This is a genomic window from Acidovorax sp. SUPP950, from assembly GCF_030158935.1.
Classification (GTDB): Bacteria; Pseudomonadota; Gammaproteobacteria; order Burkholderiales; family Burkholderiaceae_C; genus Paracidovorax.
The window spans coordinates 1-23,246 of record NZ_BQXE01000012.1; the positions used below are offsets into that span (position 1 = coordinate 1).

At 66.3% G+C, this 23,246-nt stretch carries 22 protein-coding genes; 9 read left to right on the forward strand and 13 right to left on the reverse strand.

Features of this window, described 5'->3' with window-relative positions:
• The 6 genes from AVME950_RS23735 to AVME950_RS23760 all read left to right on the forward strand — a co-directional run.
• The coding region (locus AVME950_RS23735; RefSeq protein WP_284431678.1) for a DUF2345 domain-containing protein at positions 1 to 989 on the forward strand (989 nt) is incomplete at its 5' end.
• 38 nt (positions 990 to 1,027) lie between these two features.
• Positions 1,028 to 1,495 carry a DcrB-related protein gene (locus AVME950_RS23740; RefSeq protein WP_284403008.1) on the forward strand — a complete coding sequence of 156 codons (468 nt, stop codon included), beginning with the start codon at positions 1,028 to 1,030 and terminating at the stop codon, positions 1,493 to 1,495.
• 90 nt (positions 1,496 to 1,585) lie between these two features.
• Complete coding sequence (locus AVME950_RS23745) at positions 1,586 to 6,535, forward strand: RHS repeat-associated core domain-containing protein (RefSeq protein WP_284431679.1); 4,950 nt, start codon at positions 1,586 to 1,588, stop codon at positions 6,533 to 6,535.
• Positions 6,532 to 7,035, forward strand: coding sequence for a hypothetical protein (locus AVME950_RS23750; protein ID WP_284431680.1), 504 nt, complete (start codon positions 6,532 to 6,534; stop codon positions 7,033 to 7,035). The genes AVME950_RS23745 and AVME950_RS23750 overlap by 4 nt, the downstream gene beginning before the upstream one ends.
• A 205-nt stretch (positions 7,036 to 7,240) precedes the next feature.
• Positions 7,241 to 7,567: a hypothetical protein gene (locus AVME950_RS23755; RefSeq protein WP_284431681.1), complete on the forward strand. Its 327-nt coding sequence runs from the start codon at positions 7,241 to 7,243 to the stop codon at positions 7,565 to 7,567.
• Between the two features lie 88 nt (positions 7,568 to 7,655).
• Positions 7,656 to 8,072 carry a hypothetical protein gene (locus AVME950_RS23760; protein WP_284431682.1) on the forward strand — a complete coding sequence of 139 codons (417 nt, stop codon included), beginning with the start codon at positions 7,656 to 7,658 and terminating at the stop codon, positions 8,070 to 8,072.
• 337 nt (positions 8,073 to 8,409) lie between these two features.
• Here AVME950_RS23760 and AVME950_RS23765 read toward each other — a convergent pair whose 3' ends face one another.
• From AVME950_RS23765 to flgB, 12 genes are all read right to left on the reverse strand, one after another.
• On the reverse strand, positions 8,410 to 9,666 hold the full coding sequence (locus AVME950_RS23765; RefSeq protein WP_284431683.1) for an HDOD domain-containing protein: 1,257 nt from the start codon (positions 9,664 to 9,666) through the stop codon (positions 8,410 to 8,412).
• Between the two features lie 31 nt (positions 9,667 to 9,697).
• Positions 9,698 to 10,984, reverse strand: a complete 1,287-nt coding sequence (flgL, locus tag AVME950_RS23770; RefSeq protein WP_284431684.1) for a flagellar hook-associated protein FlgL — start codon at positions 10,982 to 10,984, stop codon at positions 9,698 to 9,700.
• A gap of 18 nt (positions 10,985 to 11,002) precedes the next feature.
• On the reverse strand, positions 11,003 to 12,934 hold the full coding sequence (gene flgK / locus AVME950_RS23775) for a flagellar hook-associated protein FlgK (protein WP_284402618.1): 1,932 nt from the start codon (positions 12,932 to 12,934) through the stop codon (positions 11,003 to 11,005).
• A 13-nt stretch (positions 12,935 to 12,947) separates the two neighbouring features.
• Positions 12,948 to 13,865, reverse strand: a complete 918-nt coding sequence (flgJ, locus tag AVME950_RS23780) for a flagellar assembly peptidoglycan hydrolase FlgJ (protein ID WP_284431685.1) — start codon at positions 13,863 to 13,865, stop codon at positions 12,948 to 12,950.
• A gap of 69 nt (positions 13,866 to 13,934) precedes the next feature.
• Positions 13,935 to 15,080: a flagellar basal body P-ring protein FlgI gene (locus tag AVME950_RS23785; protein ID WP_272565446.1), complete on the reverse strand. Its 1,146-nt coding sequence runs from the start codon at positions 15,078 to 15,080 to the stop codon at positions 13,935 to 13,937.
• A gap of 204 nt (positions 15,081 to 15,284) precedes the next feature.
• The gene (locus AVME950_RS23790; RefSeq protein ID WP_284431686.1) at positions 15,285 to 16,004 is read right to left on the reverse strand and encodes a flagellar basal body L-ring protein FlgH; all 720 of its coding nucleotides are present in this window, start codon (positions 16,002 to 16,004) and stop codon (positions 15,285 to 15,287) included.
• A 65-nt stretch (positions 16,005 to 16,069) separates the two neighbouring features.
• Positions 16,070 to 16,852 carry a flagellar basal-body rod protein FlgG gene (flgG, locus tag AVME950_RS23795; protein WP_284427267.1) on the reverse strand — a complete coding sequence of 261 codons (783 nt, stop codon included), beginning with the start codon at positions 16,850 to 16,852 and terminating at the stop codon, positions 16,070 to 16,072.
• Positions 16,853 to 16,897: 45 nt separating this feature from the next.
• A complete protein-coding gene (gene flgF / locus AVME950_RS23800; RefSeq protein ID WP_272565443.1) occupies positions 16,898 to 17,638 on the reverse strand; it encodes a flagellar basal-body rod protein FlgF in 741 nt (246 codons plus the stop codon).
• Positions 17,639 to 17,691: 53 nt separating this feature from the next.
• Positions 17,692 to 18,969 (reverse strand): flagellar hook protein FlgE, encoded by a 1,278-nt coding sequence (flgE, locus tag AVME950_RS23805; RefSeq protein ID WP_284407501.1) that lies wholly within the window; start codon positions 18,967 to 18,969, stop codon positions 17,692 to 17,694.
• A 57-nt stretch (positions 18,970 to 19,026) separates the two neighbouring features.
• On the reverse strand, positions 19,027 to 19,677 hold the full coding sequence (locus AVME950_RS23810; RefSeq protein WP_272565440.1) for a flagellar hook assembly protein FlgD: 651 nt from the start codon (positions 19,675 to 19,677) through the stop codon (positions 19,027 to 19,029).
• Positions 19,678 to 19,698: 21 nt separating this feature from the next.
• Positions 19,699 to 20,103 carry a flagellar basal body rod protein FlgC gene (gene flgC, locus AVME950_RS23815; protein WP_272565439.1) on the reverse strand — a complete coding sequence of 135 codons (405 nt, stop codon included), beginning with the start codon at positions 20,101 to 20,103 and terminating at the stop codon, positions 19,699 to 19,701.
• A gap of 39 nt (positions 20,104 to 20,142) precedes the next feature.
• Positions 20,143 to 20,601: a flagellar basal body rod protein FlgB gene (gene flgB, locus AVME950_RS23820; RefSeq protein ID WP_272565438.1), complete on the reverse strand. Its 459-nt coding sequence runs from the start codon at positions 20,599 to 20,601 to the stop codon at positions 20,143 to 20,145.
• Between the two features lie 213 nt (positions 20,602 to 20,814).
• Between flgB and flgA the strand changes: the two genes are divergently transcribed.
• The 3 genes from flgA (at position 20,815) to AVME950_RS23835 (ending at position 22,405) form a co-directional block, all read left to right on the forward strand.
• Complete coding sequence (gene flgA, locus AVME950_RS23825) at positions 20,815 to 21,573, forward strand: flagellar basal body P-ring formation chaperone FlgA (RefSeq protein ID WP_502869451.1); 759 nt, start codon at positions 20,815 to 20,817, stop codon at positions 21,571 to 21,573.
• A 91-nt stretch (positions 21,574 to 21,664) separates the two neighbouring features.
• The gene (gene flgM / locus AVME950_RS23830) at positions 21,665 to 22,000 is read left to right on the forward strand and encodes a flagellar biosynthesis anti-sigma factor FlgM (protein WP_284402623.1); all 336 of its coding nucleotides are present in this window, start codon (positions 21,665 to 21,667) and stop codon (positions 21,998 to 22,000) included.
• A gap of 42 nt (positions 22,001 to 22,042) precedes the next feature.
• Positions 22,043 to 22,405: a hypothetical protein gene (locus tag AVME950_RS23835; RefSeq protein WP_284402624.1), complete on the forward strand. Its 363-nt coding sequence runs from the start codon at positions 22,043 to 22,045 to the stop codon at positions 22,403 to 22,405.
• A 120-nt stretch (positions 22,406 to 22,525) separates the two neighbouring features.
• Here AVME950_RS23835 and AVME950_RS23840 read toward each other — a convergent pair whose 3' ends face one another.
• The gene (locus tag AVME950_RS23840) at positions 22,526 to 23,242 is read right to left on the reverse strand and encodes an RNA polymerase sigma factor FliA (RefSeq protein ID WP_284402625.1); all 717 of its coding nucleotides are present in this window, start codon (positions 23,240 to 23,242) and stop codon (positions 22,526 to 22,528) included.
• Positions 23,243 to 23,246 lie beyond the last annotated feature (4 nt).

Below are 23,246 nucleotides of genomic sequence, written 5' to 3' on the forward strand. Positions count from 1 at the left end.
GCGGCTCGCAGCGCGGGTACGGGTTCGAGCTGCGCACGGACCTGTGGGGGTCGATCCGGGCGGACAAGGGGCTGCTGATCACCACGTACCCGCAGGACTTCACCTCCAAGGTGGCGAGCAACAACCCCGATGGGTTCGATCAGCTGGGCAGCGGGCTGGCCGGCACCGCGGCGCTGATGAAAGAGGCCGGAAGCGCCGTGAAGGCCATGGACTCGGCCATCGGCGCCATCAATGGCCTCAAGACCTCGCACATGATGGCCCTGGGCGCGGGCGTGGCCTCCATGGTCGGCGGCCAGGCCGGGGCGTCGTCCCTGGCGAAGGCCGCCGCGGCCGTCGCCGCCTTTGCCGATGCCGGCGGGGACGGCGGTGGAGGGGGCGGGCCCGAGGTCAGCATGCCGACCAACACCGACCCGGCCATGCCGCAGTCGCAGGCGCTGCGCGAGCTGTCCAAGGACATCACGAAACCCATCGTGTCCATCGTCAGCCCCGAGGGGCATTCGATGATCAGCCCCAAGCCCATCGTGATCAGCTCCGGGCAGAGCGCATCGATGCACGCCACGCAGCACATCACGGTATCGAGCGGCGCGCAGCTCACCCAGCTGGCCAAGGGCGGCATGCTCACCCACGTCTCCCAGGGCGGGCAGCGCAACACGGTGACCCAGGGCGACGTGGCCTCCGAGGCGCAGGCCGGCCACATGAACCTCACGGCCAACCAGAACATCACCATGGCATCCAAGACGCTCGATGCGAGCGTGCTGGGCCACGAGAACGTCAACATCAAGGCCACGCAGGATTCGGTCCTGGTCGATGCCGGACAGCACATCCGCCTGGAGGCGGCCGACAGCATCACCCTGGTGTGCGGCAAGGGCAAGGCCTACATCAAGCTCACCAAGGACGGGGACATCGAGATCGTCGGCGTGCGCAAGGGCCTGCTGCGCTTCACGGAAAGCCTCGACGAGTTCGGCAAGCCCATCAACATGAACTGCTGACCCACCGGCATCGCCGGCAGCAGCCTAGGAACCCATCCATGCAATACCACATCCAGGAGGCGGCCTTCGAGCTGCCCTCCGACGGCTTCATCGACCGCAGCGTGAACGTGCTCATCTTCGGAGACCCGGCGCTGCCGTTCAACGTGGTCGTCACCCGCGACTACTTCGACGAAGGCAGCGGGATCGAGGCGCTGCTGCAGGAGCAGCTGCGTGCGCTGTCCACCGTGGGCAAGAGCTACAAGCAGCTCGACATGAGCCGGGCGCGCCTGCCGCTGCACGGCCCCGCCGGTGAGCCACCGGCCAACGAAACCGCTGCCCCCAACGCCGTGGGTGCCTCGGTCTCGTACAGCAAGCAAGGTCACACGCTGTACCAGCGCATCGTGCTGATCGAGCTGCCCGAGCGCAAGGCGCTGGTGCTCACCGGCACCCATGCGGCGCCCTGGAAGCCGCACCACGAAGCGCAGTGGGCGTCCATCCTGCAAAGCGTGCGCGTGCGGCCGCAGTAAGGCACGCCCCCAAGGCTCCACGCCGCCCTCGCGACAGACCGCACGGCCTTTTACAAACCCGCCCACCGGCGTACCTTCCTTCCGCGCTCCATGCCCAAAGCCGCCCGCCTGCACGATCCCATCGCCCACACCTACGCCCGCGAGGGCCATGCGGCGGGGGCGGCCACGGCGGTGGCGATCGAGTTCGGGGCGGCGGTGGCGATCGGCGCGGCCGTGGGCACCATCGCCTGCCCGGGGCTCGGCACCCTGGCGGGCTTTCTGATCGGCGCGGCCGTGTTCGTGGGCACGCTGGTGGTGAGCCACATGTTCAGCCTGGTGGGCGACTTCTTCCAGTCGTTCGGGGAGGCGCTGGGGCGAAGTTTCAGCTCCGATTGCGGCGAGCTCACCGCGACGGGGTCGGCGACGGTCTTCATCAACAAGCTGCCCGCCATCCGCGCCGGGCTGGACGTGGCCATGTGCGACAAGCACAGCATGCCGCCCAGCCTCGTCAACTTCGGCAGCGAGAACATCTTCATCGACACCTTCCGCGCCGGCCGCGAGGGCGACTACGTGGACTGCGAGGCCAAGATCAGCAAGGGCTCGGAGGACGTCAACTTCGGCGGCGAGTCGGTGCCCGTGGCCAATTTCCGGGCGCAGGAAATCCCGGACTCCGACCGCGAGCTGGCGGCCAAGGCCCGGTTCTGGGCCGGCATCCTGGGCGGGGCCGCCGGTGCCCTGAAAGCCGGCATCAAGTGCTTCGGCATTGCCGTGGGCATGGGCGTGGTCGGCGCCAAGGTGCTGGGCGAGGTCATGCCCTCCTTCGATGGCGGGCAGGGCGCGGCGAAGGGCGCGGGCAACAGCGCCGGCACCGCCCTGGGCAACCTGCTGCAGGGCAAGCCCGTGCACGCCGTCACCGGGGCCAAGGTGCTGCTGGGCGACGACGACACCGACTTCGCGTTGAGCGGCGCGCTGCCCATCGTGTGGCAGCGCACCTATGCCTCCACCGACGCGCGCACCGGCGTGCTGGGAACGGGCTGGAGCCTGCCATTCAGCGTGGAGCTGGTGTTCCAGGATGGCAAGGCCCATTACATCGACGAGCAGGGGCGCGGCATTCCCTTTGACGACCTGCCGCCGGGCGGGCAGATGTTCAGCGTGCCCGAAGGCCTGCAGCTGAGCCGCAGCGAAGGCGGGGTCTACTACATCGGCATGCCCTCGGTGGGCTGGGTCTACACCTTCGGCGCGCGCCGGAGCCAGGCCGAAGGCGAGCGCCTGTCCCTGCTGCAATGGGCCGACCTGAACCACAACGCCATCGATTACCACCGCGACGCCCAGGGCCTGGTGCGCCACATCACCGACACCAGCGGCCACCGGCTGGCGCTGCACTACACCCCGGACGCGGTGGCCGGCAGTGGGCCGCGCCTGTTGCGCATCGACCTCACCGCGGGCGGGCCGCCCGGCACCCTGGTCGAATACCGCTACAGCACCGAAGGCGACCTGGTCCAGGTGACCGACCGCACCGGCCGCACGGTGCGCCGCTTCGCGTGGGCGGAGCACGCCATGGTGGCCCAGACCTTCGAAAGCGGCTTGGTCGCCCACTACCAGTGGGACCGGCCGGGCCCGCAAGGCCGCGTGCTGCGCCACTGGCTCGACGATGCGGGCGGCGGCCTGCCGGCAACCAGCTGGACCTTCGAATACGACCTGCCCGGCGAAGCCGACGGCGACCGCCGCACGCGCGTTACCGACCACCTGGGGCGCGTGCAGCTCTTCGACCACGACGCGGACCAGAACGTCACCCGCTACGAAGACCCCCTGGGCCACATCCAGCGCATGGAATGGAACGGCCAGTGGCAATTGCTGGCGTGGACGCGGGCGGATGGCAGCCGCTTCACCTTCGACTACGACCGCCTGGGCAACCTCGTGCACGCCACCGACCCGCTGGGCCAGAGTGCGCGCATCGACTGGCACGAACGCCTGCAGCGCGTGCGCGCCACGACGGCCGTGGACGGCTCGCGCTGGCACTACGAATACGACGAACGCGGCAACTGCACCGAAGTGCTGGGCCCGCCCCTGGCGCAGGATGCGCCGGACGCGTCCCTTGCGCCGGATGCAAACCCTTCGGGCACCCCGGCCGACGCCCGCTACCGGGAGGCCACCGTGTACGACGCGCGCGGCCTGCCCGTGCTCACCACCGATGCCAACGGGGGCCGCCAGCAATGGCGCTGGACGCCGCAGGCCCTGCTGGCCAGCCACACCGACTGCTCGGGCAAGACCACCCGCTTCGAATACGACGCCAACGGCCACCTGCGGGTGCGCACCGATGCCCTGGGCCAGTCCACCCAGTACATCCACGACCCGCTGGGCCGCCTGCTGAGCGTGCAGCACCCCGATGGCAGCGTGCAGAACTACGGCTACGACGCGGCCGGCCGGCTGGCCTCCACCAGCGATTCGAGCCAGCGTGCGACCCGCTACCAATACAACCTGCACGGCCAGCTGCTGACCCTGCAGGCCCCGAACGGCCGCGCCATCCACCTGGGCTACGACGCGGCGCACCGCCTGGCCACGCTGGTCAACGAGAACCACGCCAGCTACGAGTTCGCCTACGACACCGCCGACCGCCTGCTGGAAGAGCGCCGACCCGATGGCAGCCGCCACGCCCTCGACTACGACCCCGCCGGCCGTGTGGTGGCCTTGGTGGAACACCCGGGCGAGGACGACGTGCGCCTGCAGGGCATTGCCGGGCACGTGCCGGCCTCGCCCATCCGCACGCTCTACCGGCGCGATGCGCTCGGGCGCCTGCAGGAAAAGCAGATCCTTCCCTCCGGCGAGGGCGCGCCGGGCGGCGCCCTGCTGCAGCGCTTTGCCTACGACCCGCTGCACCGGCTGGTGCGCGCGCAGATGCTGGACGCTGAGACGCAGGCCCCGGTCCACACTCTGGAGTACGCCTACAACGCCCTCGGCGATGTGGTGAAGGAGTCCGCCACCGACGCCGCCACCGGCGAGCGCACCGAACTGCGCCATGCCCACGATGCCCTGGGCAACCGCACCGAGACGGGCCTGCCCGATGGGCGCACGCTGCACCACCTGTACTACGGCAGCGGGCATCTGCACCAGATCCATCTGGACGGCGTGGTCGTGGCCGACATCGAGCGCGACGACCTGCACCGGGAAGTGCTGCGCACCCAGGGCCGCCTGGCCAGCCGCTTCGCCTACGACGCCCTGGGGCGGCGCAGTGCGCAGTGGACCCAGTCCGCCGCCCTGCGGGTGACCGGCGCGTGGGCCCCTGGCCGCACCGCCGGCCAAAGCGCCGCCTGGGCCCAGCGCCTGCAGCGCCCCGCCGCCACCGACAGCCTGCTCAAGCAGTGGGAGTACGACAGCGCGGGCGAACTGGCGCGGGCGCGGCACAGCCGCCATGGCGAGACCGAATACCGCTACGACCCGGTCGGCCGGCTGCTCTCGGCGGTGCACGCCGGCCTGCCGTCCGCCCTGGCGCCTTCTGGCCAGGGCGCGGCGGGCGAAGGCGCCGCCGCCGCGCTGAACGAAGTCTTCCACTACGACCCGGCCGGCAACCGCGTCGCCGACCGGGCCCAGGCGATGGACGGCGCCGGCCGGGGCTGGGTGCGCAACAACCGGGTGAAGGTGCTGCAGGACAAGCGCTTCGACTACGACGGCTTCGGCCGGCTGGTGAGAAAGCGCATCGGCGCGCACACCGAGCAGCACTTTCGCTACGACGCGCAGCACCGCATGACCCAGGCGGCCGTGGTGCGCGCGGGCCAAAACGGCGAGCCGGTGAGCCAGGTCTTTCGCTACCGCTACGACGCGCTGGGCCGGCGCATCGCCAAGGCCGACGCCTTCGGCGAGACCACCTTCACGTGGGAAGGCCTGCGCCTGCTGCAGGAGCGCCGGGGCGGGCAATGCAGCAGCTACATCTACGAGCCGGGCAGCTACACGCCCCTGGCGCGCATCGACGGGCATGGCGTGCTGGAGCCGGAACACCCCGCGTCCGCGCTGGCCCTGGGCGACGTGGACACCGCGCGGGGCAAGGAAAACTCCGTGCCGACCACCAATGGCGAGTGGGCGGATGCGCACCACGCGGTCGCCGGGCCGGTGGGTGGGTTGGCACGCATGCTGGCGGCGCTGGACAAGGCCCAGGCCGCGCAACCGCAACCAGCGGTGATGGAGAACAGCCCGCCAACGCCATCGCTGGCAGGAGCAATGAACGTCAACGAGCGATCAGCGGCACCGGGCGCCCGGATTTATTACTTCCATACCCAGGGCAATGGCTTGCCGGAAGAGATGTCGGACCGAAACGGCAATCTGGTCTGGCGTGCGCAATACCGGGCCTGGGGCAGCGCGGTCGCGGAAGAGTGGCAGGCGTTCGATGCCGTGGGCCGCCCGGTCGGAGCGCCGGTTGCCGAAAGCTGGGCGCGGGCGAGTCAGCAAACGGCGGCGGCGCCGCAGAACCTGAGGATGCAAGGGCAGTACCTGGATCGGGAAACGGGGTTGCACTACAACACGTTCCGGTATTACGACCCAGACCTGGGGGCGTTCACCACGCCTGATCCGATTGGGTTGGCGGGAGGGCGCAATCTGCACAGTTATGCACCGAATCCTGTTAGCTGGATTGATCCTTGGGGATTAGCTTGTGGGCCAGCAACTAAGAAAAATAGCAATGGCCAATGGATCGACGCACAAGGTCGGTTCGCGAAGTCACCACCGAAACCCAATTTCACTCATGAATCCTATTTGCACGAGGCCGGTTATCACCCGAACCCCCAGGCTGGCGGGCATGCATACGGTTCATCGCAAGTCGGTAAAAGTAAATTCAATGTAGGAGAAGGAGGTAGTAAATTTTCAGATGAGATTTACAACCACCCTGATGTTCGAGCCCAGCAGCAAGGAAGTGGACGTTGGAGATATGAAGTAGATGATCTAGGGAGGCCCGTGGGGACAAATCAAGCGGGTGGCACTGTACAAGGCGGCAGAGTAATTGTTGAGGCGAATCCTTCTGTAAATCCTGGTACATATAACCCAGGTGACGTTGTGACACAATTCCCGAAATGAAAAATATTCCCGATTTCATACTGAAGTCCATAGCAAATGAGCCGGATTATTCAAAGTCCTTCTCTCGAAAAATATCGGCACTTGCGCAAAGCATCAGAGAATTAACTCATCTAGGAGTAACTCACTGTGAAAGCATGGATTACTGCCCGGCGCAATACTTGGAAATTTATTTAAACGGTCAGATAGACCATCCGTCAAAAACAGAATATATTTTCGAGATAAGATTTTACATTTCATCGAAGGCGGATCTATTCTTCGTGTATATAAATGACAAAAAGGGAAGGATAAAAAATGCTTTCGGGAAAAGTCATCCCATTTCAATTGATCTTCTGCCAGAAAAAACCCAGAACCTAATTTTCAGAATAAAATATTTTCTTATCGAAAGCGGCTACCAGGAGGTACTTTATGAATTTTACGACCGAGAAGCTGTCGGCTATTTAACGCAGATGGATGGTTTGCCTGCAAATATATTTGAAGCACTTTTTGCTGAAATAGTATGAGGCGGGAATCTATAGAAACTAGCCTCAGTTATTCGATTGCAGGGCAATACCTAGGCCGGGAAAAGGGGGTGCATTACAATACGTTCCGTTATACGGTCCTGACCTAGATGTATTCACGACGCCTGATCCGATTGGGTTGGCGGGTGGGCTGAATCTGCATAGGTATACATCTAATCCATTTGCTTAGGTGGATTTTGGGTAATATATGGGTTATGAATACACGATAAAAATCGAAAAACTGGACTCGGCTCAGTTCATGCAGCGAACGAAAGACGCGTTGAAAGCAATTGATCTATTGTTTTTTTATAATTCTGGCGGAGAACTTTTAATTAAAGACCCTTCTGTAGTAAGTTCTTGGAACTACGATGTTTCTATGAAGGAGGAAGATGCTCAGAGAATTCATGTCGTTTTAGTTGGGTGGAGTTTTTTGATTTATAAGGTCTTTCAAGTAGCATTGAGTGCGCTAGCTTATGAAATATCTGATGACGAAGAGTGCATCAGTTTGGAGAAAATGTTTAGAATAATGAATTAAGATTTTCAAGGGAGGAGAGTGCTTTGGCATTGTCTTGAAAATTTTCTTAATAAAAATCGAGCTTTTCGAGAGGCTGGAAAATATGTTGTTGAACTCAGAGATCATTCCCGGTGTATCTTTGGGGGGAATTTCCATCGGTGAAGCAATTGACTCTGTTTTTGAGAGATTTTCGGAAAATTACGAAATAGAAATATTGGAGGAGGTTGCGCTTTTCGACGGTGGTTTGATTTTGATTGGCTATGCGTCATCATCAGGTATTGTTCACTCTGTGATGTGCGGTACTCGATTCCCTGGCAACTACAAAGGAATATTGTGGGCCGGGATGACTGTTTCCGACGTCCTCGCTAAAAGCAAAAAGCAGATTGCATTTGGCGGATGTGTCGTCGTTGATGGGATTCAAGGAATTGGGTTGCCCTTGCCGCCCAGCTTTGATGATTTTGAAAAAATCACTGACTTTCTATCTCTCGAACATGTATTCGAGAATTTGTCAGTTTTTAGAGCCTGAATGCATCTGATTCTTCCGCCATCGGCGCGATCTGGCTATCGAATCACACAGATGGTTTTACTGGCGGATAGCGAAACATCGGCAGACCCCCCAGAGCTGTTCAGAGAACAGCAAAACAGTGAGTCGGCGCAGGAGCCCGGGCCATGCGGACTTCAATCAAGGCGTCAGAAAAGCCTCCGCGTCGCTGCGCACGAGTCCAAGCCGAACAGGAGCGACCGGAAGGCACTTCGCGAGGCTCCGTCGCGTCTGCCAGCGGAACAGTGATCGCCCGCCACCGCTGCTACAAACCACGGGGCCCAACGCCATGCCCCGACCGCGATCTGCAGCGATTGGCGCCTCAACCCCCGCGCTTCACATCCAGATCCGCCAGCACCCGCAGCAACCCCCGATTCACCTCTTCCAGATCCATCTCGTGCGTCTCGCACAGCTGGCGGATCGCCGCGCCGTTGTCCGTCTCCAGCGCGCAGGCCATCTCCAGGCTGGCCGCGTACGGTCCGGTGTGCAGCACGGTGGCGTCGTAGATCCGTTCGGACAGGGGCAGTCGGCGCAGGATGGCGCCCAGGGGTTCGCCCAGCAGGTCGTCCATCTGCGAGAGCAGGCCGCACAGGTAGATTTCGCGCCGCAGGTCGTTTTCCACGCCGGCGTCCAGCAGGCGCTCGGTCAGGCGGGCGCGCAGCACCATGGATTCGCGGATGGGCTGCAGGTTGGGGTCGGTGCTGGCGTGCGGCAGCTGGTCCGACAGCCAGCGCTTGAGCGAGCCGTAGCCCATCATCACCAGGCCGCGCCGCAGCGAATCCACGCCGGTGCGCAGGCCGAGCGCGGCCGAGTTGGTGTAGACCATGAAGCGGTAGGCGAGCAGCGGGTCTTCGCCCAGGATCTGCTCGAAGGCCTCCAGCGACTGCTCGGCGTCGATGGCCTTCATCAGCTTGAGCACGGTGTCGTGCCCGGGCTGGGGCGGCTGGTGGCGCAGTTCGTACAGCACGTCTTCCGCGGGCCAGCCGGCCAGGGCCAGGGCCTTGTGCCGGTCCAGGCAGTGTTCCATGAGGGCGCGGCTGGCCACGTTCTCGTACATCTGTCCGGCCAGCACGGGGCTGGGCTGCTGTGGCTGCTGGCCTGCGGCGGCGTGGGGGGCGCCCGCTCCGGCGCGGGGCACGGCGGCGGTGGCCTTGAGCGCGGCCATGGCGTCGGCGGCGCTGAGGGTGAGCAGGCTGTTGTCGAAGCAGCCGGCCACGGCGGGTTCGGGCAGGTGGTGCAGTTCGCCGCGCCAGACGAGTTTCAGGCCGCGCTGGTGGGCGGCCTGTACCTGGGTGAGCAAGGCCGGATCGCCCAGCCAATCGTTGCGCACTTCGATCCAGGGCGCGCCACGCGGCGCCTGGCTCAGCAGGTCGGTGAGCAGTTGCGGGGTTTGCGGGGACAGCAGCAGGGGGGGCGAGCTGGCACTCCACAGTTCCTGCAAGGTGCGCAGCAGGTGGGGCGCGTCCACGACGGCGGCACCGTCGCTTTGCACATAGAGCTGCACGGCTGCCAGGCGCCGCGCCTGGTTCCACAGTGGGCGGTAACCGAGGAGAAGGCTGCCAAGAACGGATTGGACCATGGGATGCGAAGGCGGCCGTTACCGCGCGGGCTCAGCCGATGTAGTTGAAGAGGGACAGCTTCTGCACCTGGGCATAGGACTTCAGGGCCGCTTCATACCCGACCTGGTTGTTCTGGAAGTCGGAAATGCCCTTGATCATATCGAGATCCTCCGCGCGCGAACGGTCGGCTTCGAGCTGCACGGCGCGCTTGTCCTGGTCGCCCGTGATGCGGTCGGCGCGGTTGAGCAACTCGCCCGCGTAGCCCCGCATGTTGTGCATGCGCTCCATGCCGATGTCGATGTTGTTCAGGGCCTGGCCCACGGCCTGCGAGGCCGCGCCGCTGGTGGTGGCGCTGCCGATGTCGCGGATGGCGCTGTCCAGCGTGCTGAAGATGCTGGCGCTGGGCTGCAACGAGATGCTGTCGCCATTGGCGGGCGAGAGGCTGTAGGTGCCATCGACCTTCTTGACGGGCGTGCCGGTGATGTTGAAGCTCATGCCGGGGATGCCGGTCACGCCGATGCTCACCGGCTTGTCGGACGGAAAGTCGGGCACCGTCACGGGCGGGGACGACACGCCGGTGGTGGTGTTGGTGATGGTGTACGTGGCCGTCGTGGTGCCTGCCGTGGCGCCCGGGCCCACGCCGCTGAAGACGATCTGGTAGTTGTTGCCCGTGATGAGGCTGGTGTCGGTGGGCTTGATGCCGTCGGTGGTCAGCAGGTGGTCGGTCGAGCTGGTGGTGACGGCGGCGTTGTAGGCGCCGTCGCGCTGCGGCACGAACATGAAGGCCGATTCGCCGTCCAGCGACAGGGGCAGCGAGCTGTCGGTGCCCGAGCCCTGGCCGGGCAGGCCGGAGAAGGTGTAGTCGGGGCTGCCGGACTGCGGCCCGAGAAACGGCGTGAGCGCGCTGCCCAGGGCGCCCAGCAGCGGCATGCCGTTGCTGTCCTTGCGGTTGACCATGGACGACAGCTGCTCGCGCAGGCCCTGCAGCTGGTTGGCGATGGTCTTGCGGTCGTTGGGGGTGAGCGATCCGTTGCCGGCGCTCACGATGAGCTGGCGGGCCTCCTGCACCAGGTCCACGGCCTCGCCCATGGTCGATTCGGCCTGGGCGATGGAGTTGCGCTGGTTTTCCAGCGCGCGCTGGTCGGTCTGCACGCGCGCCAGCCGGGTCATCGCGCGCTCGGCCTGCGCGGCGGCCACCGGGTCGTCGCTGGCGCGCACCACGCGCTTGCCGGAGGTGAGGTTTTCCTGCAGGTTGGACAACGCCGTCTGCCGCGTGCCCAGGTTGCGCAGGGCGTTGTCGTACATGTTGGCGGTGGAGGTGCGATAGAAGTTGGCCATGTCTTTCTCCGGCGCGGTTTATCGGCCCATCGTCTGGATCAGGCTGTCGAAAATGCTCTGGGCGATCTGCAGGACCTTCGCGGAGGCCTGGTAGGCCTGCTGGTATTGGATCAGCTTGGCGGCCTCTTCGTCCAGATTCACGCCCGAGACGGCCGTGCGGTCCTTTTCGAGGTTGCCCGCGATGGTGGTGGACAGCTGGGCGGAGTTCAGCGCGCTCTGCGTGCGCGTGCCCACCTGCGCCATGAGGCCGGCGTAGCCGTCGCTCATGGTGGATTCGTCGAACATCTTCACGTCGCGCAGCGCGTTCATCGCGGAGGCGTTGCCGGCGTTGCGGGTGTAGGTGTCGCCGTATTGCGGATCGAGCGCATTGCCCACCGTGACGGTGTCGCCGGTGTTGGGCGTGCCCTTGAGCGTCAGTTCCCAGCCGTCGATCTGGATGGGCTGGCCCGGCGTGTAGGCCAGGCCCGCGGTGCCCGAGGGCGGCGTGGTGGAGCCCGTCACCGTGTAGGTGGTGGGCGGGCCGGCGGCGAAGCTCAGGCTCACGCCCGCCGGAATGGGAGGGGCGGTGAAGCCCGTGGAGGTCGCCTGCACGCTGGTGAGCTGCATCGACCCGCCGTTGGTCTTGCCCATGGCGGCGTTGACCGGGCTGGCCACGGCCAGGTCGCGGGGCGACAGCACCTTGGCCTGGATGTTCGCGGCCGTGGTGCTGAAGGGCTTGAACAGCACGCGCTCGCCGGTGGCGCCTGCGGCCGTCATGTTGAAGTTCAGCCCGTCGATCTGCTTGCTGGCCAGGTCGGTCAGGTCGGTGAAGGCGGTGGCCTTGCCGTCGGACATGCGCACCACCTGGCCGGCCGGCGGCGTGGTGAAGCGCACTTCGTAGTCGGACGCGGCGAACTTCGTCGCGTCGCTGAACGACACGGTGCCCACGGCCGTGCCCTTGGTGTAGCCGGGCATGCTGGTGGGCACCGAGAACAGGTCCTTGCCGGCCTGCCCGTCGAGCGTGAGGCCCAGCTTGTGCTGGGCGTTCATCGTCATGCCGATGGACTGCGCCATGCGGCCGAGCAGGTTCACGCCCTCGGCGAGATCGGTGTTGTTGAAGCGCAGCAGGCCCGAGACCTCGCCGCCGCCGAGCATGTTCTCGTCCAGCTCCACGGGCGCGACGCCGGGGCGGTTGAAGAACAGCTTGGTCTGCCCGCTGCCGGGAAAGGACGTGGCCTCGCCCACGGACAGCTGCGTGGCGGTGGAGCCCAGCACCAGGGGCTGGCTGCCCGCGACGAACAGGCCCACGGTGCCGTCGTCGGCCTGCACCTGCGTGGTCTGCACGTACTGGTTGATCTCGCGGATGATCTGGTCGCGCTGGTCCAGTAGGTCGTTAGGCGATTGGCCGTTGCCGGTGGCGCGCGCGATCTGCTCGTTCACGCCGGCCATGCGGCTGGCCAGGCTGTTGATCGCGTTGACGTTGCTGTTGAGCTGTTCGGTGACGGTGTACTGGATCTCCGACAGCCGGTCGGCCGCGGAGCGCATGCGCCCGGCGGTCTCGTCCATGCGCGTGAGCACCACCGTGCGCGCGGTGATGTCGGTCGGGGCCGCCACCACATCGGACAGGGCGTTCAGCATGTCGGTGATCGAGGCGCCCAGGCCGCTCGTGCCGCCGCTGAACACGTCCTGCATCTGCGACAGGCGCTCGCCGCGCGTCTGGTCGGCCGCCTGGGTGGCGTTGGCCGCGGCGGCCTGCCGCGTGAGCAGCTCGTTGTGGTTGCGCAGGATGGTCTGCACGTCCACGCCCTGGCCGATGTAGCCGCCGCCGGTGAACTGGCCCTGCACGGTCTGCAGCGACAGCGTCTGGCGCGAGTAGCCGGCGGTGTTGACGTTGGCGATGTTGTGGCCCGCCGTCTGCAGGGCCACCTGGTTGGCGAGCAGGGCGCGGGCGCCGACGTTGAGCAGGCTCATGGAGCGCTTTCCGTCACGCCGCCGTGCGCGGCGAGACGCGCAAGGTGCTGTTGATGGCCCGGCTCAGCTTGCTGGCGTATTCGGGGTCGGTGGCGTAGCCCGCCTTCTGCAGCTCGGTGGCGTAGGCCACGGCGGAATGCGTCTTCTCGCGCGCCTTCTCGTAGCGCGGGTTGTCGTTGATGAGCTTGGCGTAGTCCTTGAAGGAGTCTTCGTAGGAGTCGTAGGCGCGGAACTTCGCCGTCACCTTGCGCGGCACGCCGCCGATGTACTCGGTGGTGGTGATCTCGGCGACCTTGCCCGTCCAGCCCTTGCCGGCCTTGATGCCGAACAGGTTGAAGGAGTTGTCGCCGTCCTTGCTGCGGATCTCGCTCTTGCCCCAGCCGGTCTCGTGGCCGGCCTGCCCCAGCATGAAGCTGGCGGGAATGCCGCTTTCCTTGGCCACGCGCTCGGCCGCATCGCGGTGGTGCTGCACGAAGCTCTCGCGGCCCTTGGGCGCGGGGGCGGACGGGTCGGCCGCCACGGCGGCGGCGCGCTGGCTGGCGGCGCCCAGGCTCAAGGTGGAGGGCACCGAAAACGTGGGCTCGGCGCCGGCGCCGGCATCGCCGCCGCCGATCTGGCGCGTCAGCTGGCGCTGGATGGCCTCCGAGAGCCCGCCCTGGCGGCCCGACATCTGGATGGACAGCTGCTGGTCGAGCATGTCGGTGCCCAGGTCGGCCTGGCCGCCTTCCATGAGGCCGGACTTCATCGTCGCCTCGCGCATGCTCTTGATCATCTCGCGCATGAAGAGCGATTCGAACTGCTTGGCCGCTTCCTTGGCGGCCTGCGGGCTGTTCTGACCGGCCTCGTACTTGAGCGCGTTGAGCGAGCGCGAATCGACGGCCAGCGCATTGGTGGCGGTGGCGGTCGCGGCAGAGGGCAGGGTCATGGCCATGTGCGGTCTCCCGTCAGGTCGGGCGCCGTCCCGCGGGGCGCAGGGACGGCAAGGTGGCGGCCTGGGTCATCAGATGACCTCCAGCTCGGCGTTCAGGGCGCCCGCGGCCTTGATGGCCTGCAGGATGGCCAGCAGGTCCTGCGGCGTGGCGCCCAGGGTGTTGAGCGCACGCACCACGTCGGCCAGCTGCGGCGACGGCGGCATCTGGATGATGTTGCCCGGCTCCTGCTTGACGGTGATGTCGCTCTTTTGCGCCACCACGGTCTGCCCTTGCGACAGCGGATTGGGCTGGCTGATGACGGGTGTGGAGCTGATGGTGATCGACAGGTTGCCGTGCGCGATGGCGCAGGGGCCCAGCGTCACGGCCTGGTTCAGCACGATGGAGCCGGTGCGGGCGTTGATGACGACCTTGGCGGAGGGGACGGAGTCGGCCACCGCCAGTTCTTCCAGGTCGGCGATGAAGTTCACCCGGGCGCCGGGGTCCAGGGGCGCGCGGACCTGCACCGTGCGGCCGTCCAGCGCCGTGGCGATGCCGGCGCCGTTGCCCAGCTTGCCGTTGATGGCCTGGGCCACCTTGCGGGCGGTCTGGAAATCCGAGGCGTTCAGGCCCAGGGTGATGGTGTCGCTGTCGTTCAGCGGGGTGGGCACCGAGCGTTCCACTTGTGCGCCATCGGGAATGCGGCCGGCGCTCAGGTGGTTGATCTGCACCTTGCTGCCGCCGGCAGACGCCCCGGCACCGCCCACGACCATGTTGCCCTGCGCCATGGCGTAGATCTCGCCGTCGGCGCCGCGCAGCGGCGTGGCGATCAGCGTGCCGCCCTTGAGCGACTTGGCGTTGCCCATGGAGGACACGCTCACGTCGATGGTCTGGCCGGGCTGGGCGAAGGCGGGCAGCTGGGCGGTGACGATCACCGTCGCCACGTTCTTGAGCTGGGGCGCCGCCGTGCCGGGCGGCAGGCTGATGCCCATCTGCTGCAGGTAGTTCGTCATCGCCTGCGTGGTGAAGGGCATCTGCGTGGTCTGGTCGCCCGTGCCGTCCAGGCCCACGACGAGGCCATAGCCCGTCAACTGGTTGCTGCGCACGCCTTGCACGGCCGCCACTTCCTTGATGCGCAGGGCATGGGCGGGCAACGCCGCGCACAGGGTGGCCAGGGCGGCCAGCAGCCACACGAGCCGCGACGCGCGCGAAATCAGGGGAGAGGGCAGGGCTTTCATGGCCTCGATTGTGAAAGCGGACCGCTTCACGGGATGGGCCAAAAAGATGCCGGATTACCGGTCAATTGGGGCGGCCGGCCCCGGGGGAATACCAGCGAAAAATGCCGCCAGTGCAATCAGCACTAGGGCATTATGCTATGAAAATAATAGCAATCTGCCGCCAGGCCGTGGCGGCAGATTGCGGGCAGGGGATGGGTGGCGCGGTTAGAACGGCGTGACCGAATTGAAAGCCCGCGACAGCCAGCCCATGGCCTGCGCCTCGCTCTGGGCGCCGCGCCCGCGCGACTGCACCCGGGCGTTGGCCACCAGCGTGGAGCTGATCACGCTGCCCGGCTGCAGGGCGCGCGGGTCCACCGTGCCGGAAAAGCGCAGCACGTCCACGTTGTCGTTCACGCCGATCTGCTTTTCGCCGGCGATCACCAGGTGGCCGTTGGGCAGCACGTCGATGACGGTGGTGGTGATGGTGCCGGTGAAGGTGTTGGTGCTTTCGGTGCCGCCCTTGCCTTCGAAGTTGTTGGTGCTGGTCGCGCCCAGCGAGGCCTTGCCCAGGTTGGTCGAACTGATGAACGGCAGCGCGGTGATGCCCGACGCCGTGCCCGACTTGCGGTCCACGGTGGAGGTCGATTTCTGGCTGGCCGACACCGTCTCGATGATCTGGATGGTGACCACATCGCCCACCAGGCGCGCGCGGCGGTCCTCGAACACCGGCCGGTAGCTGGCCGCGTGGAACAGGCTGCCCGTCGCGGGGCCGGAGGGCCGCGGCGTGGCGGCCACGGGCGGCGGCGTGGTGGGCAGCAGGTCCACGGGCGGCGGCGGCGACAGCGTGGCGCAGCCGGTGCACAGCAGCACGAGGCCGGCGACGGCGGCCAGGCGCGCGGACGGCGCCGGCAGGGGGAACGAGCGGAGGAAGGAGGCGGTACGCATGGCGGAATCCTGCAACTAGCGGTGGGGGCGTGGGCGTTCTTCGTGGGAACGGTCGGCGTTGCGCTTCAAAGCTGCGCGAGCTTGGCCAGCATCTGGTCCGATGTCTGGATGGCCTTGGAATTCATTTCGTAGGCGCGCTGGGTCTGGATCATGGTCACCAGCTCTTCCACCACGTTCACGTTCGAGGTTTCGAGGAAACCCTGGCGCATGTAGCCCAGGCCGTTCGTGCCCGGCGTGCCCTGCTGGGGCTGGCCGGACGCGGCCGATTCCTTGTACATGTTCTGCCCGATCGGCTCGAGGCCGGCCGGGTTGATGAAGCTGGCCATCGCGATGCTGCCCAGCTGCTGGGGTGCGGTGCTGCCCGGCACGGTGGCGGAGACCACGCCCTCGGTGCTGATGCTGATGGCCGTGGCGTTGGCGGGCACCGTGATGCCGTTGGCCACCGGCAGGCCGCTGGAGGTGACCATGCGGCCCTGCGCGTCCAGCTGGAACGAGCCGTCTCGGGTGTAGCCGATGGTGCCGTCGGGCTGGGTGATTTCGAAGAAACCGTTGCCGTTGATCGCCACGTCCAGGTTGTTGTTGGACTGCTGCAGGCTGCCCTGCGTGAAGTTGCGGCTGGTGGCCACCGTGCGCACGCCCAGGCCCAGGTGCAGGCCGGTGGGCAACTGGTTCTGCTCGGTGGTCTGCGCGCCGACCTGGCGCTGGTTCTGGTAGATCAGGTCTTCGAAGACCGCGTTGTTGCGCTTGTAGCCGTTGGTGGAGACGTTGGCCAGGTTGTGCGAGATGACATCCAGCTGGGTTTGCTGGGCGGACATGCCGGTCTTGGCGATCCACAGGGAATTGATCATGGCGGTTCCTTTGGGGAGGCGGTTGCGTCGGGCTCGGCGTCGGGGTCAGCCGTTGAGGCTCAGCAGCTGGCTGGCCGACTTGTCGTTGGTCTCGGCCGTCTGCAGCAGGCGCAGCTGCGCCTCGAACTGGCGGGAGGCGGCGATCATTCCGACCATGCTCTCCACGGCATTCACGTTGGAGCCTTCCAGCGCGCCGGACAGCATGCGGGCATTGGGATCGCTGGGCAGCGGATCGCCCGAGGTGGTGCGAAACAGGGCGTCGTCGCCGCGCTTGAGCGGGTCTTCCAGCGTGGGCGTGGCCAGCTTCAGGCGCCCCACGGCTGCGGGGCGCTGGCTGCCGACCTTGGCGGTGATGGTCCCGTCCGAGCCCAGCGCGATCTCCGCGCCCTGCGGCACGTCGATGGGGCCGCCGCCGTCCGAGAGCACGGTCAGGCCGTTGCTCGTGAGCAGCTGGCCCGTGGCCGAGACTTCCAGGCTGCCGTTGCGGGTGTAGGCCTCGGTGCCGTCGAGCCCCTGCACGGCGAACCAGGCATTGCCCACCGCCATGGCATCCAGGTTGCGGCCGGTGCGCTGCACCGGGCCGGACGCTTCGGAGTGGCCCGAGGTCGCCTCCAGGGCGAACACGCGGGTCTTGGCACCGTCGCCCTGCACCGGCACGGCGCGGAAGGTGGACATTTCCGCACGGAAGCCGTTCGTGGACGCGTTGGCCAGGTTGTTGGCCAGCACCGACTGGCGCTGCGCGGCAGCGCTGGCGCCCGTCATCGAGGTGTAGATGATGTGGTCCATGGAGGGTCTCGCGCAGGCGTCTCAGTCGGTAGGGGTGGGGTTCAGGAAAAGGATCAGCGCAGGTTGACCAGCGTGGACATCACCTGGTCCTGCGTCTTGATGGTCTGCGCGTTGGCCTGGTAGGCCCGCTGCGCCGTCATCATGTTCACCAGCTCGGCCGTCAGGTCCACGTTGGAGTCTTCCAATGCGCCGGAGCGCAGGGCACCGAACTTGCCGTCGGTGGGCGCGCCCATCACGGCCTGGCCGGATTCGAACGTCTCGGCCCAGTTGTTGTTGCCGATGGAGGCCAGGCCCTGCGTGTTGCGGAAGCTGGCCAGCGCCAGCTGCCCCTCGGCGCGCGTCACGCCGTTGGAGTAGCGCGTCATCACCATGCCGTTGTTTTCGATGTTGATGCCCGTCAGCTCCCCGGCGGTGTAGCCGTCCTGCGACAGGTCGGACACGGCGAACTTGGTGCCGAACTGCGTCACGCCGTCCAGCTTCACGTTTACGCTGTAGTCCGTGAGGTTGTTCGGATTGGGCGGCGTGGGCGAGATCGTGAGCGGCAGTTGAAAGCCGGTGGCGGGCGGGGTCGCCGCGGGCGCGGTGATCTTGCCGTTGTTGTCGAAGGTGATCTGGCCGACGGGCGCGGCCACCACGGGCGGCGTCGCCGTGGGATCGTCCAGCTTGTCGTACACGTCCCAGGTGTTAGCGCCGTTCTTCTGGAAGTACAGGCTCACCGGCTTGGCGACGCCCTGGCTGTCGTAGACGTTGATCGACGTGCCGTAGGTGGCGCGCGGCGTGGCGGGCACGGGCGGCGTGGCGGTGGAGTCGCCCGCGGCGTCCGGCGCGCGCGCGTCGAGGTTGAAAGAAGCGGTGATCGACGTGGTCTGCTTGGCCGGGATCGGCTGCGAGGTGGGGAACGACAGCGGCGTGGCGTTGCTGGCCGTGCGCAGGCCCGTGGCCGGGTCCACCGTGTAGCCCATCACCTTGGCACCGCTGTTGGTGACCACGTTGCCCAGGTCGTCGAGCTTGAAATTGCCCGCACGGGTATAGGCATTGGTGCCGTCGGGCTGCTGCAGCTTGAAGAAGCCGTCGCCGTTGATCGCCACATCCAGGCTGTTACCAGTGATCGACAGATTGCCCTGGTTGAACTGCTGCGCCACGTCGGCGGTCTCCACGCCGATGCCGGCGTTGGTTCCCCCCGCGGAGCCGATGGCGGAGGCCACCATTTCAGCGAACTCGGCGCGGGAGGCCTTGAAGCCCACCGTGTTGGAGTTGGCGATGTTGTGGCCGATCACGTCCAGGTTCTTGCTGGCGGCGTTGAGGCCGGACAGGCCTTGCTGAAAGCTCATGGTGTTCTCCTGAGAGGAAGAAGGAAAGCGCGTGGATAGGTGGGAAGGGCGTGCCGGTCAGAGCACCGCTTTGATCTGGCTGTAGTTGACGGTGCTGCCGGTGTCCAGGTCCAGCGTCAGCGCGCCGCTGTTGGAGCCGGTGCCCACCACCTTCGCCTGCATGAGCGCCGTGGACTGCACGGTGCCGTCCTTGGTGGAGGCGACCACGCGGAACTGCAGGTCGCTCTTGTTGCCCGCGTACTTGCTGGCGTCGAACTCGAACTCGTGGCGGCCTTTGTCCTGCGCGCCCATGTCCACCGTGCCGACGACGGCGCCGCCGGGCGTGACGACCTCGACCTTGGTGCTGGTCGCCGCGCCGGCCAGCTCGAAGTAGCCCTTGCCCGTGCTGTCGGTGTAGGTCATCTTGGAGCCTTCCGCGAGCACCGAGCGGCCGATCATGGCCGTGCCCTGCAGCGTCTGCATCGTGGAAAACTGCTCGGCCATGGTCTGCATGGTCAGGTTCAGCGTCTGGATGCCGGTGACGGTGTTGATCTGCGCCATCTGCGAGGTCATCTGCGCGTTGTCCATCGGATTCATCGGATCCTGGTTGTTCAACTGCGCGACCAGCAGCTTCAGGAAGCGGTCCTGCGCGGCGTTGGGGTCGGTGGCCGAATTGGCGCTGGTGCCCGAATTCACGGTGGCGGTGGAGCCGATGGGATTGAGGATCATGGCGAGGTTCTTCCCGAAAAGTTACTGGCCCATCTGCAGGGTCTTGAGGAGCAGCGACTTGGCCGTGTTCATGACCTCGACGTTGTTCTGGTAGGAACGCGAGGCAGAGATCATGTTGACCATCTCCTCCACCGCGTTCACGTTGGAATGGGTGACGTAGCCCTCCGCATCGGCGGACGGGTGGCTCGGGTCGTGCACCCGCTTGCCCGGCGCGTTGCTCTCGCTGATGGCGCTCACCCGCACGCCGGCGGCGCTCTCGGCGCCCATCGGCGCCGTCTGGAACACCACCTGGCGCGCCTTGTAGGCCTGGCCGTCCGGGCCGGCCACGGCCTCGACGTTGGCCAGGTTGCTGGCCACCACGTTGAGCCGCTGCGACTGCGCACTGATGGCGCTGCCCGAGACGTTGAAGATGGAGAACATGGACATGGCGGTTTCCGCTTTCCGTGGGTGGTGGCGTTACGGCGCTTACTGGCCCTGGATGGCGCTCAGCATCGTCTTGGCGTTGCCGTTGATGAACCGCAGCGTGGCTTCGTAGCGCACGGCGTTGTCCACGAAGGCGGCCCGCTCGCGATCGAGGTCCACCGTGTTGTTGTCCAGGTTGGGCTGGGTCTGCACCGAGTAGCCCAGCGTGCTGCCCGATCCCATGCCTGTCGTGGCGGCCGGCAGCGGAATGTGGCGCGGGTCGGTGGCGCTTTGCTGGCGCTGGCCGGTGGCCAGGGACATGGTCGACCCCGATCCGGTGCTCAGCGTGGTCGAGCCGCCGCCGGTCGCGTCGCGCATCGCGTCGGCGAAATTGAAGTCCCGGGCCACGTAGCCCGGCGTGTCGGCGTTGGCGATGTTGCTCGCGATGGCACGCTGGCGCTCGGCACGCAGCAAAAGCGCGTTGCCGTGGAAATCCAGCCTTTCAGTCATCTTGTTGAGCATGTCAGCCTCGCAAAGCGTTGGGTCCTGGCCGGGGAAAAGAGGGGTTCCGGCGTGGGTTCGATTATGGAAATGGGCCGGTTTTTCTAAAGCGCGAAGAACGCGGCGATTGGCGCGCAGTTCGGTGCTTCGTGCGCGCCGGCCGGCCCTAAAGTGCCAGGGGTCGAATGGCCTTCCCTGTTGGGCGGCGCATTCCCCGCCACAGGAGGCTTTCCCATGTCACATACCACCGCTCCCCGACTCCTTCCCACCCTGCGCCTGGCCCGGATGGCCGCTCTGGCGGCGGCCTTTGCCCTGCCCGCCGCGGCGCTGCGGGCCCAGGCCGTGGCCGAACCGGCGGCGGACCTGGGCGGAATCACCCAGCGCTGGCTGGACGATGCGCTGCAGCGCGGCCAGTCGGGCACGGCCAGCATGCCGCTGCGCATGGAAGTGAGCGTGGGGGCCCTGGACCCCCGCCTGCGCCTGGCACCATGCGCCCGCGTCGAGCCCTACCTGCCTGCCGGCTCGCGGTTGTGGGGCCGCACCCGCCTCGGGCTGCGCTGCGTGGACGGTGCCACCGCGTGGAACGTGTTCCTGCCCGTCACCGTCAAGGCGTATGGCCCGGCGTGGGTGCTCACGGGCAATGTCGCGTCCGGGGCCGTGCTCACGGCCGCCGATGCGACCGAGGCCGAAGTGGACTGGGCGGCGGAAACCACCGCGATCGTGGCCAATCCCGACAGCTGGGTCGGGATGGTGGCCTCGCGCCAGCTCATGGCCGGCCAGGCCGTGCGCCAGCACATGGTGAAGGCGCCGACCCTGTTCAAGGCGGGGGCGGCGGTGCGGGTGGTGGCGCAGGGGCGGGGTTATTCGGTAACATCCGCAGGCCAGGCGATCACCGCAGGCGCCGTTGGCGAGACTGTGCGCATCCGTATGGAGAATGGCCGTGTCGTCGCCGGTGTTGTGTCCGAAAATGGAACAGTAGAGATCACTTTGTAAGCGATGGGGCGCAAGAAAAGCCTAAAGTCCCTGTCGAAGTGGTCGAAAACATTGCTACTGTGCCCCACATCGAGCGGGGTGGGAGAGAGCGATGAAGATAGGTCAAAACCCCGAAATAGCCAATGCAGTGTCGCAAGCCGCCACGGCTGCCAAGCAGGCCAAGGCCCCTGCGGCTGCCGCCGAAACGGCTGCCAAGAGCGCCGCGCCCGCTGCCGCTGCGGCCGCTGGCGTGCCTGTCACGTTTTCCAGCGCCGCCCGCGGACTCGAAGCCAACGGCCGCGCCGGCACCGATTTCGATGCCAACAAGGTGAAGGCCGTGCGCGCCGCCATCGAAAAGGGCACCTTCTCGGTGGACGCCGATGCGATCGCGGACAAGCTGCTGTCCAATGCTCAGGAAATCATCTCCCACACCAGCAACAGCCACTGACCCCGGGTTTCCTGCAGGGGTTGATCGGCACAGGATCCACCCATGCAACTCGAAACCACGCTGTCTGAAGTCGAATCCCGGTTGAAAGACGTCGGTGCCGCCCTGCTGGAAACCGACGCGCTCGCGGTAGAACGCACCGCCCCCCTGTTGCGCCAGGCCGCTCTCGATCTGTCCCAGGCGCTCCAGAAAATCCCCCGCCCCACCGAATTGCCGGCCGACATCCAGCGCCGCATCCAGGCCCTGCGCAGCCAGTTGTCCCAGCAGCGGGAACAATTGGCGCGCCTGTCCGCGTTGACCGAGCGCCAGGTGGCGACCCTGCTGCCGCCCCAGGAGGCTGCGACCTACGGAAACGGTGCTCCGGCACGCTCGGGCGGCGCCGCACGGATCTACCGGTCGCAGGGCTGATCCCGCCCGGCTTCCCCTTCGCTCCTGGCAAAAGCCAGCCTCCCAAAGCAAAAAGGCCGCATCTGCATGCGGCCTTTTCGTTAGCGCCAGGGGCGCGTCCGGTGGGACGGCGGCGCTCCGCTAGTGGCTGCGCATCTTGGCCCGCAGCCGGGCGATGGACTGGCTGTGCAACTGGCAAATGCGCGATTCGGTCACGCCCAGCACGGCCGCGATCTCCTTCAGGTTCATGTCGTGCTCGTAGTACATGCCCATGATGTGCTGCTCGCGCTCCGGCAGGCTCTTGATGGCGGCCACCAGCGAGGCCTTGAGCCGCTGGTCGCGCAGCATGGCCATCGGGTCGGCTTCGCCGTCGGCCACGTGCCGGTCGAGAAACCCGTCGTCGCCGTCGTCGCCCCGCGTCATGTCTTCCAGGTAGACCAACTGCGTGCCGCGCACCTTGCCCAGCAGCGTCTGGTATTCGCCCAGGCTCAGGTCCAGCTCGGCGGCGATCTCGGATTCCAGCGGGCTGCGCCCGAGTTTCTGCTCCAGCCGGTGGACGGCGTGTTCGATTTCCTTCTGGCTCTTGCGCGAACTGCGGGACATCCAGTCGCCCTCGCGCAATTCGTCGAGCATGGCGCCGCGGATGCGCTGGGTGGCGAAGGTCTCGAACTGCACGCCCTGCGCCACCTCGTAGCGCGACAGGGCCTCGCTCAAGCCCATCATGCCCACCTGGATGAGGTCGTCCAGCTCCACGTTGGGCGGGAGCTTGGCGATCATGTGGTGCGCAATCCGGCGAACCAGCGGCACGTGCTGGCGGATCAGCGCATCGCGGTCGAGCTGTCCTTTGGCGGTGTACATCGGG

Coding starts and splice junctions, on each gene's coding strand:
- AVME950_RS23790 (WP_284431686.1), bottom strand. CDS start 16,004: ATGCGTACCGCCTCCTTCCTCCGCTCGTTCCCCCTGCCGGCGCCGTCC.
- flgJ (WP_284431685.1), bottom strand. CDS start 13,865: ATGGCCATGACCCTGCCCTCTGCCGCGACCGCCACCGCCACCAATGCG.
- AVME950_RS23755 (WP_284431681.1), top strand. CDS start 7,241: ATGGGTTATGAATACACGATAAAAATCGAAAAACTGGACTCGGCTCAG.
- AVME950_RS23835 (WP_284402624.1), top strand. CDS start 22,043: ATGCAACTCGAAACCACGCTGTCTGAAGTCGAATCCCGGTTGAAAGAC.
- flgB (WP_272565438.1), bottom strand. CDS start 20,601: ATGCTCAACAAGATGACTGAAAGGCTGGATTTCCACGGCAACGCGCTT.
- flgG (WP_284427267.1), bottom strand. CDS start 16,852: ATGATCAATTCCCTGTGGATCGCCAAGACCGGCATGTCCGCCCAGCAA.
- flgF (WP_272565443.1), bottom strand. CDS start 17,638: ATGGACCACATCATCTACACCTCGATGACGGGCGCCAGCGCTGCCGCG.
- flgL (WP_284431684.1), bottom strand. CDS start 10,984: ATGGCCAACTTCTATCGCACCTCCACCGCCAACATGTACGACAACGCC.
- AVME950_RS23740 (WP_284403008.1), top strand. CDS start 1,028: ATGCAATACCACATCCAGGAGGCGGCCTTCGAGCTGCCCTCCGACGGC.
- AVME950_RS23840 (WP_284402625.1), bottom strand. CDS start 23,242: ATGTACACCGCCAAAGGACAGCTCGACCGCGATGCGCTGATCCGCCAG.
- flgM (WP_284402623.1), top strand. CDS start 21,665: ATGAAGATAGGTCAAAACCCCGAAATAGCCAATGCAGTGTCGCAAGCC.
- AVME950_RS23785 (WP_272565446.1), bottom strand. CDS start 15,080: ATGAAAGCCCTGCCCTCTCCCCTGATTTCGCGCGCGTCGCGGCTCGTG.
- AVME950_RS23750 (WP_284431680.1), top strand. CDS start 6,532: ATGAAAAATATTCCCGATTTCATACTGAAGTCCATAGCAAATGAGCCG.
- flgC (WP_272565439.1), bottom strand. CDS start 20,103: ATGTCCATGTTCTCCATCTTCAACGTCTCGGGCAGCGCCATCAGTGCG.
- flgE (WP_284407501.1), bottom strand. CDS start 18,969: ATGAGCTTTCAGCAAGGCCTGTCCGGCCTCAACGCCGCCAGCAAGAAC.
- AVME950_RS23810 (WP_272565440.1), bottom strand. CDS start 19,677: ATGATCCTCAATCCCATCGGCTCCACCGCCACCGTGAATTCGGGCACC.
- AVME950_RS23745 (WP_284431679.1), top strand. CDS start 1,586: ATGCCCAAAGCCGCCCGCCTGCACGATCCCATCGCCCACACCTACGCC.
- flgA (WP_502869451.1), top strand. CDS start 20,815: ATGTCACATACCACCGCTCCCCGACTCCTTCCCACCCTGCGCCTGGCC.
- AVME950_RS23765 (WP_284431683.1), bottom strand. CDS start 9,666: ATGGTCCAATCCGTTCTTGGCAGCCTTCTCCTCGGTTACCGCCCACTG.
- flgK (WP_284402618.1), bottom strand. CDS start 12,934: ATGAGCCTGCTCAACGTCGGCGCCCGCGCCCTGCTCGCCAACCAGGTG.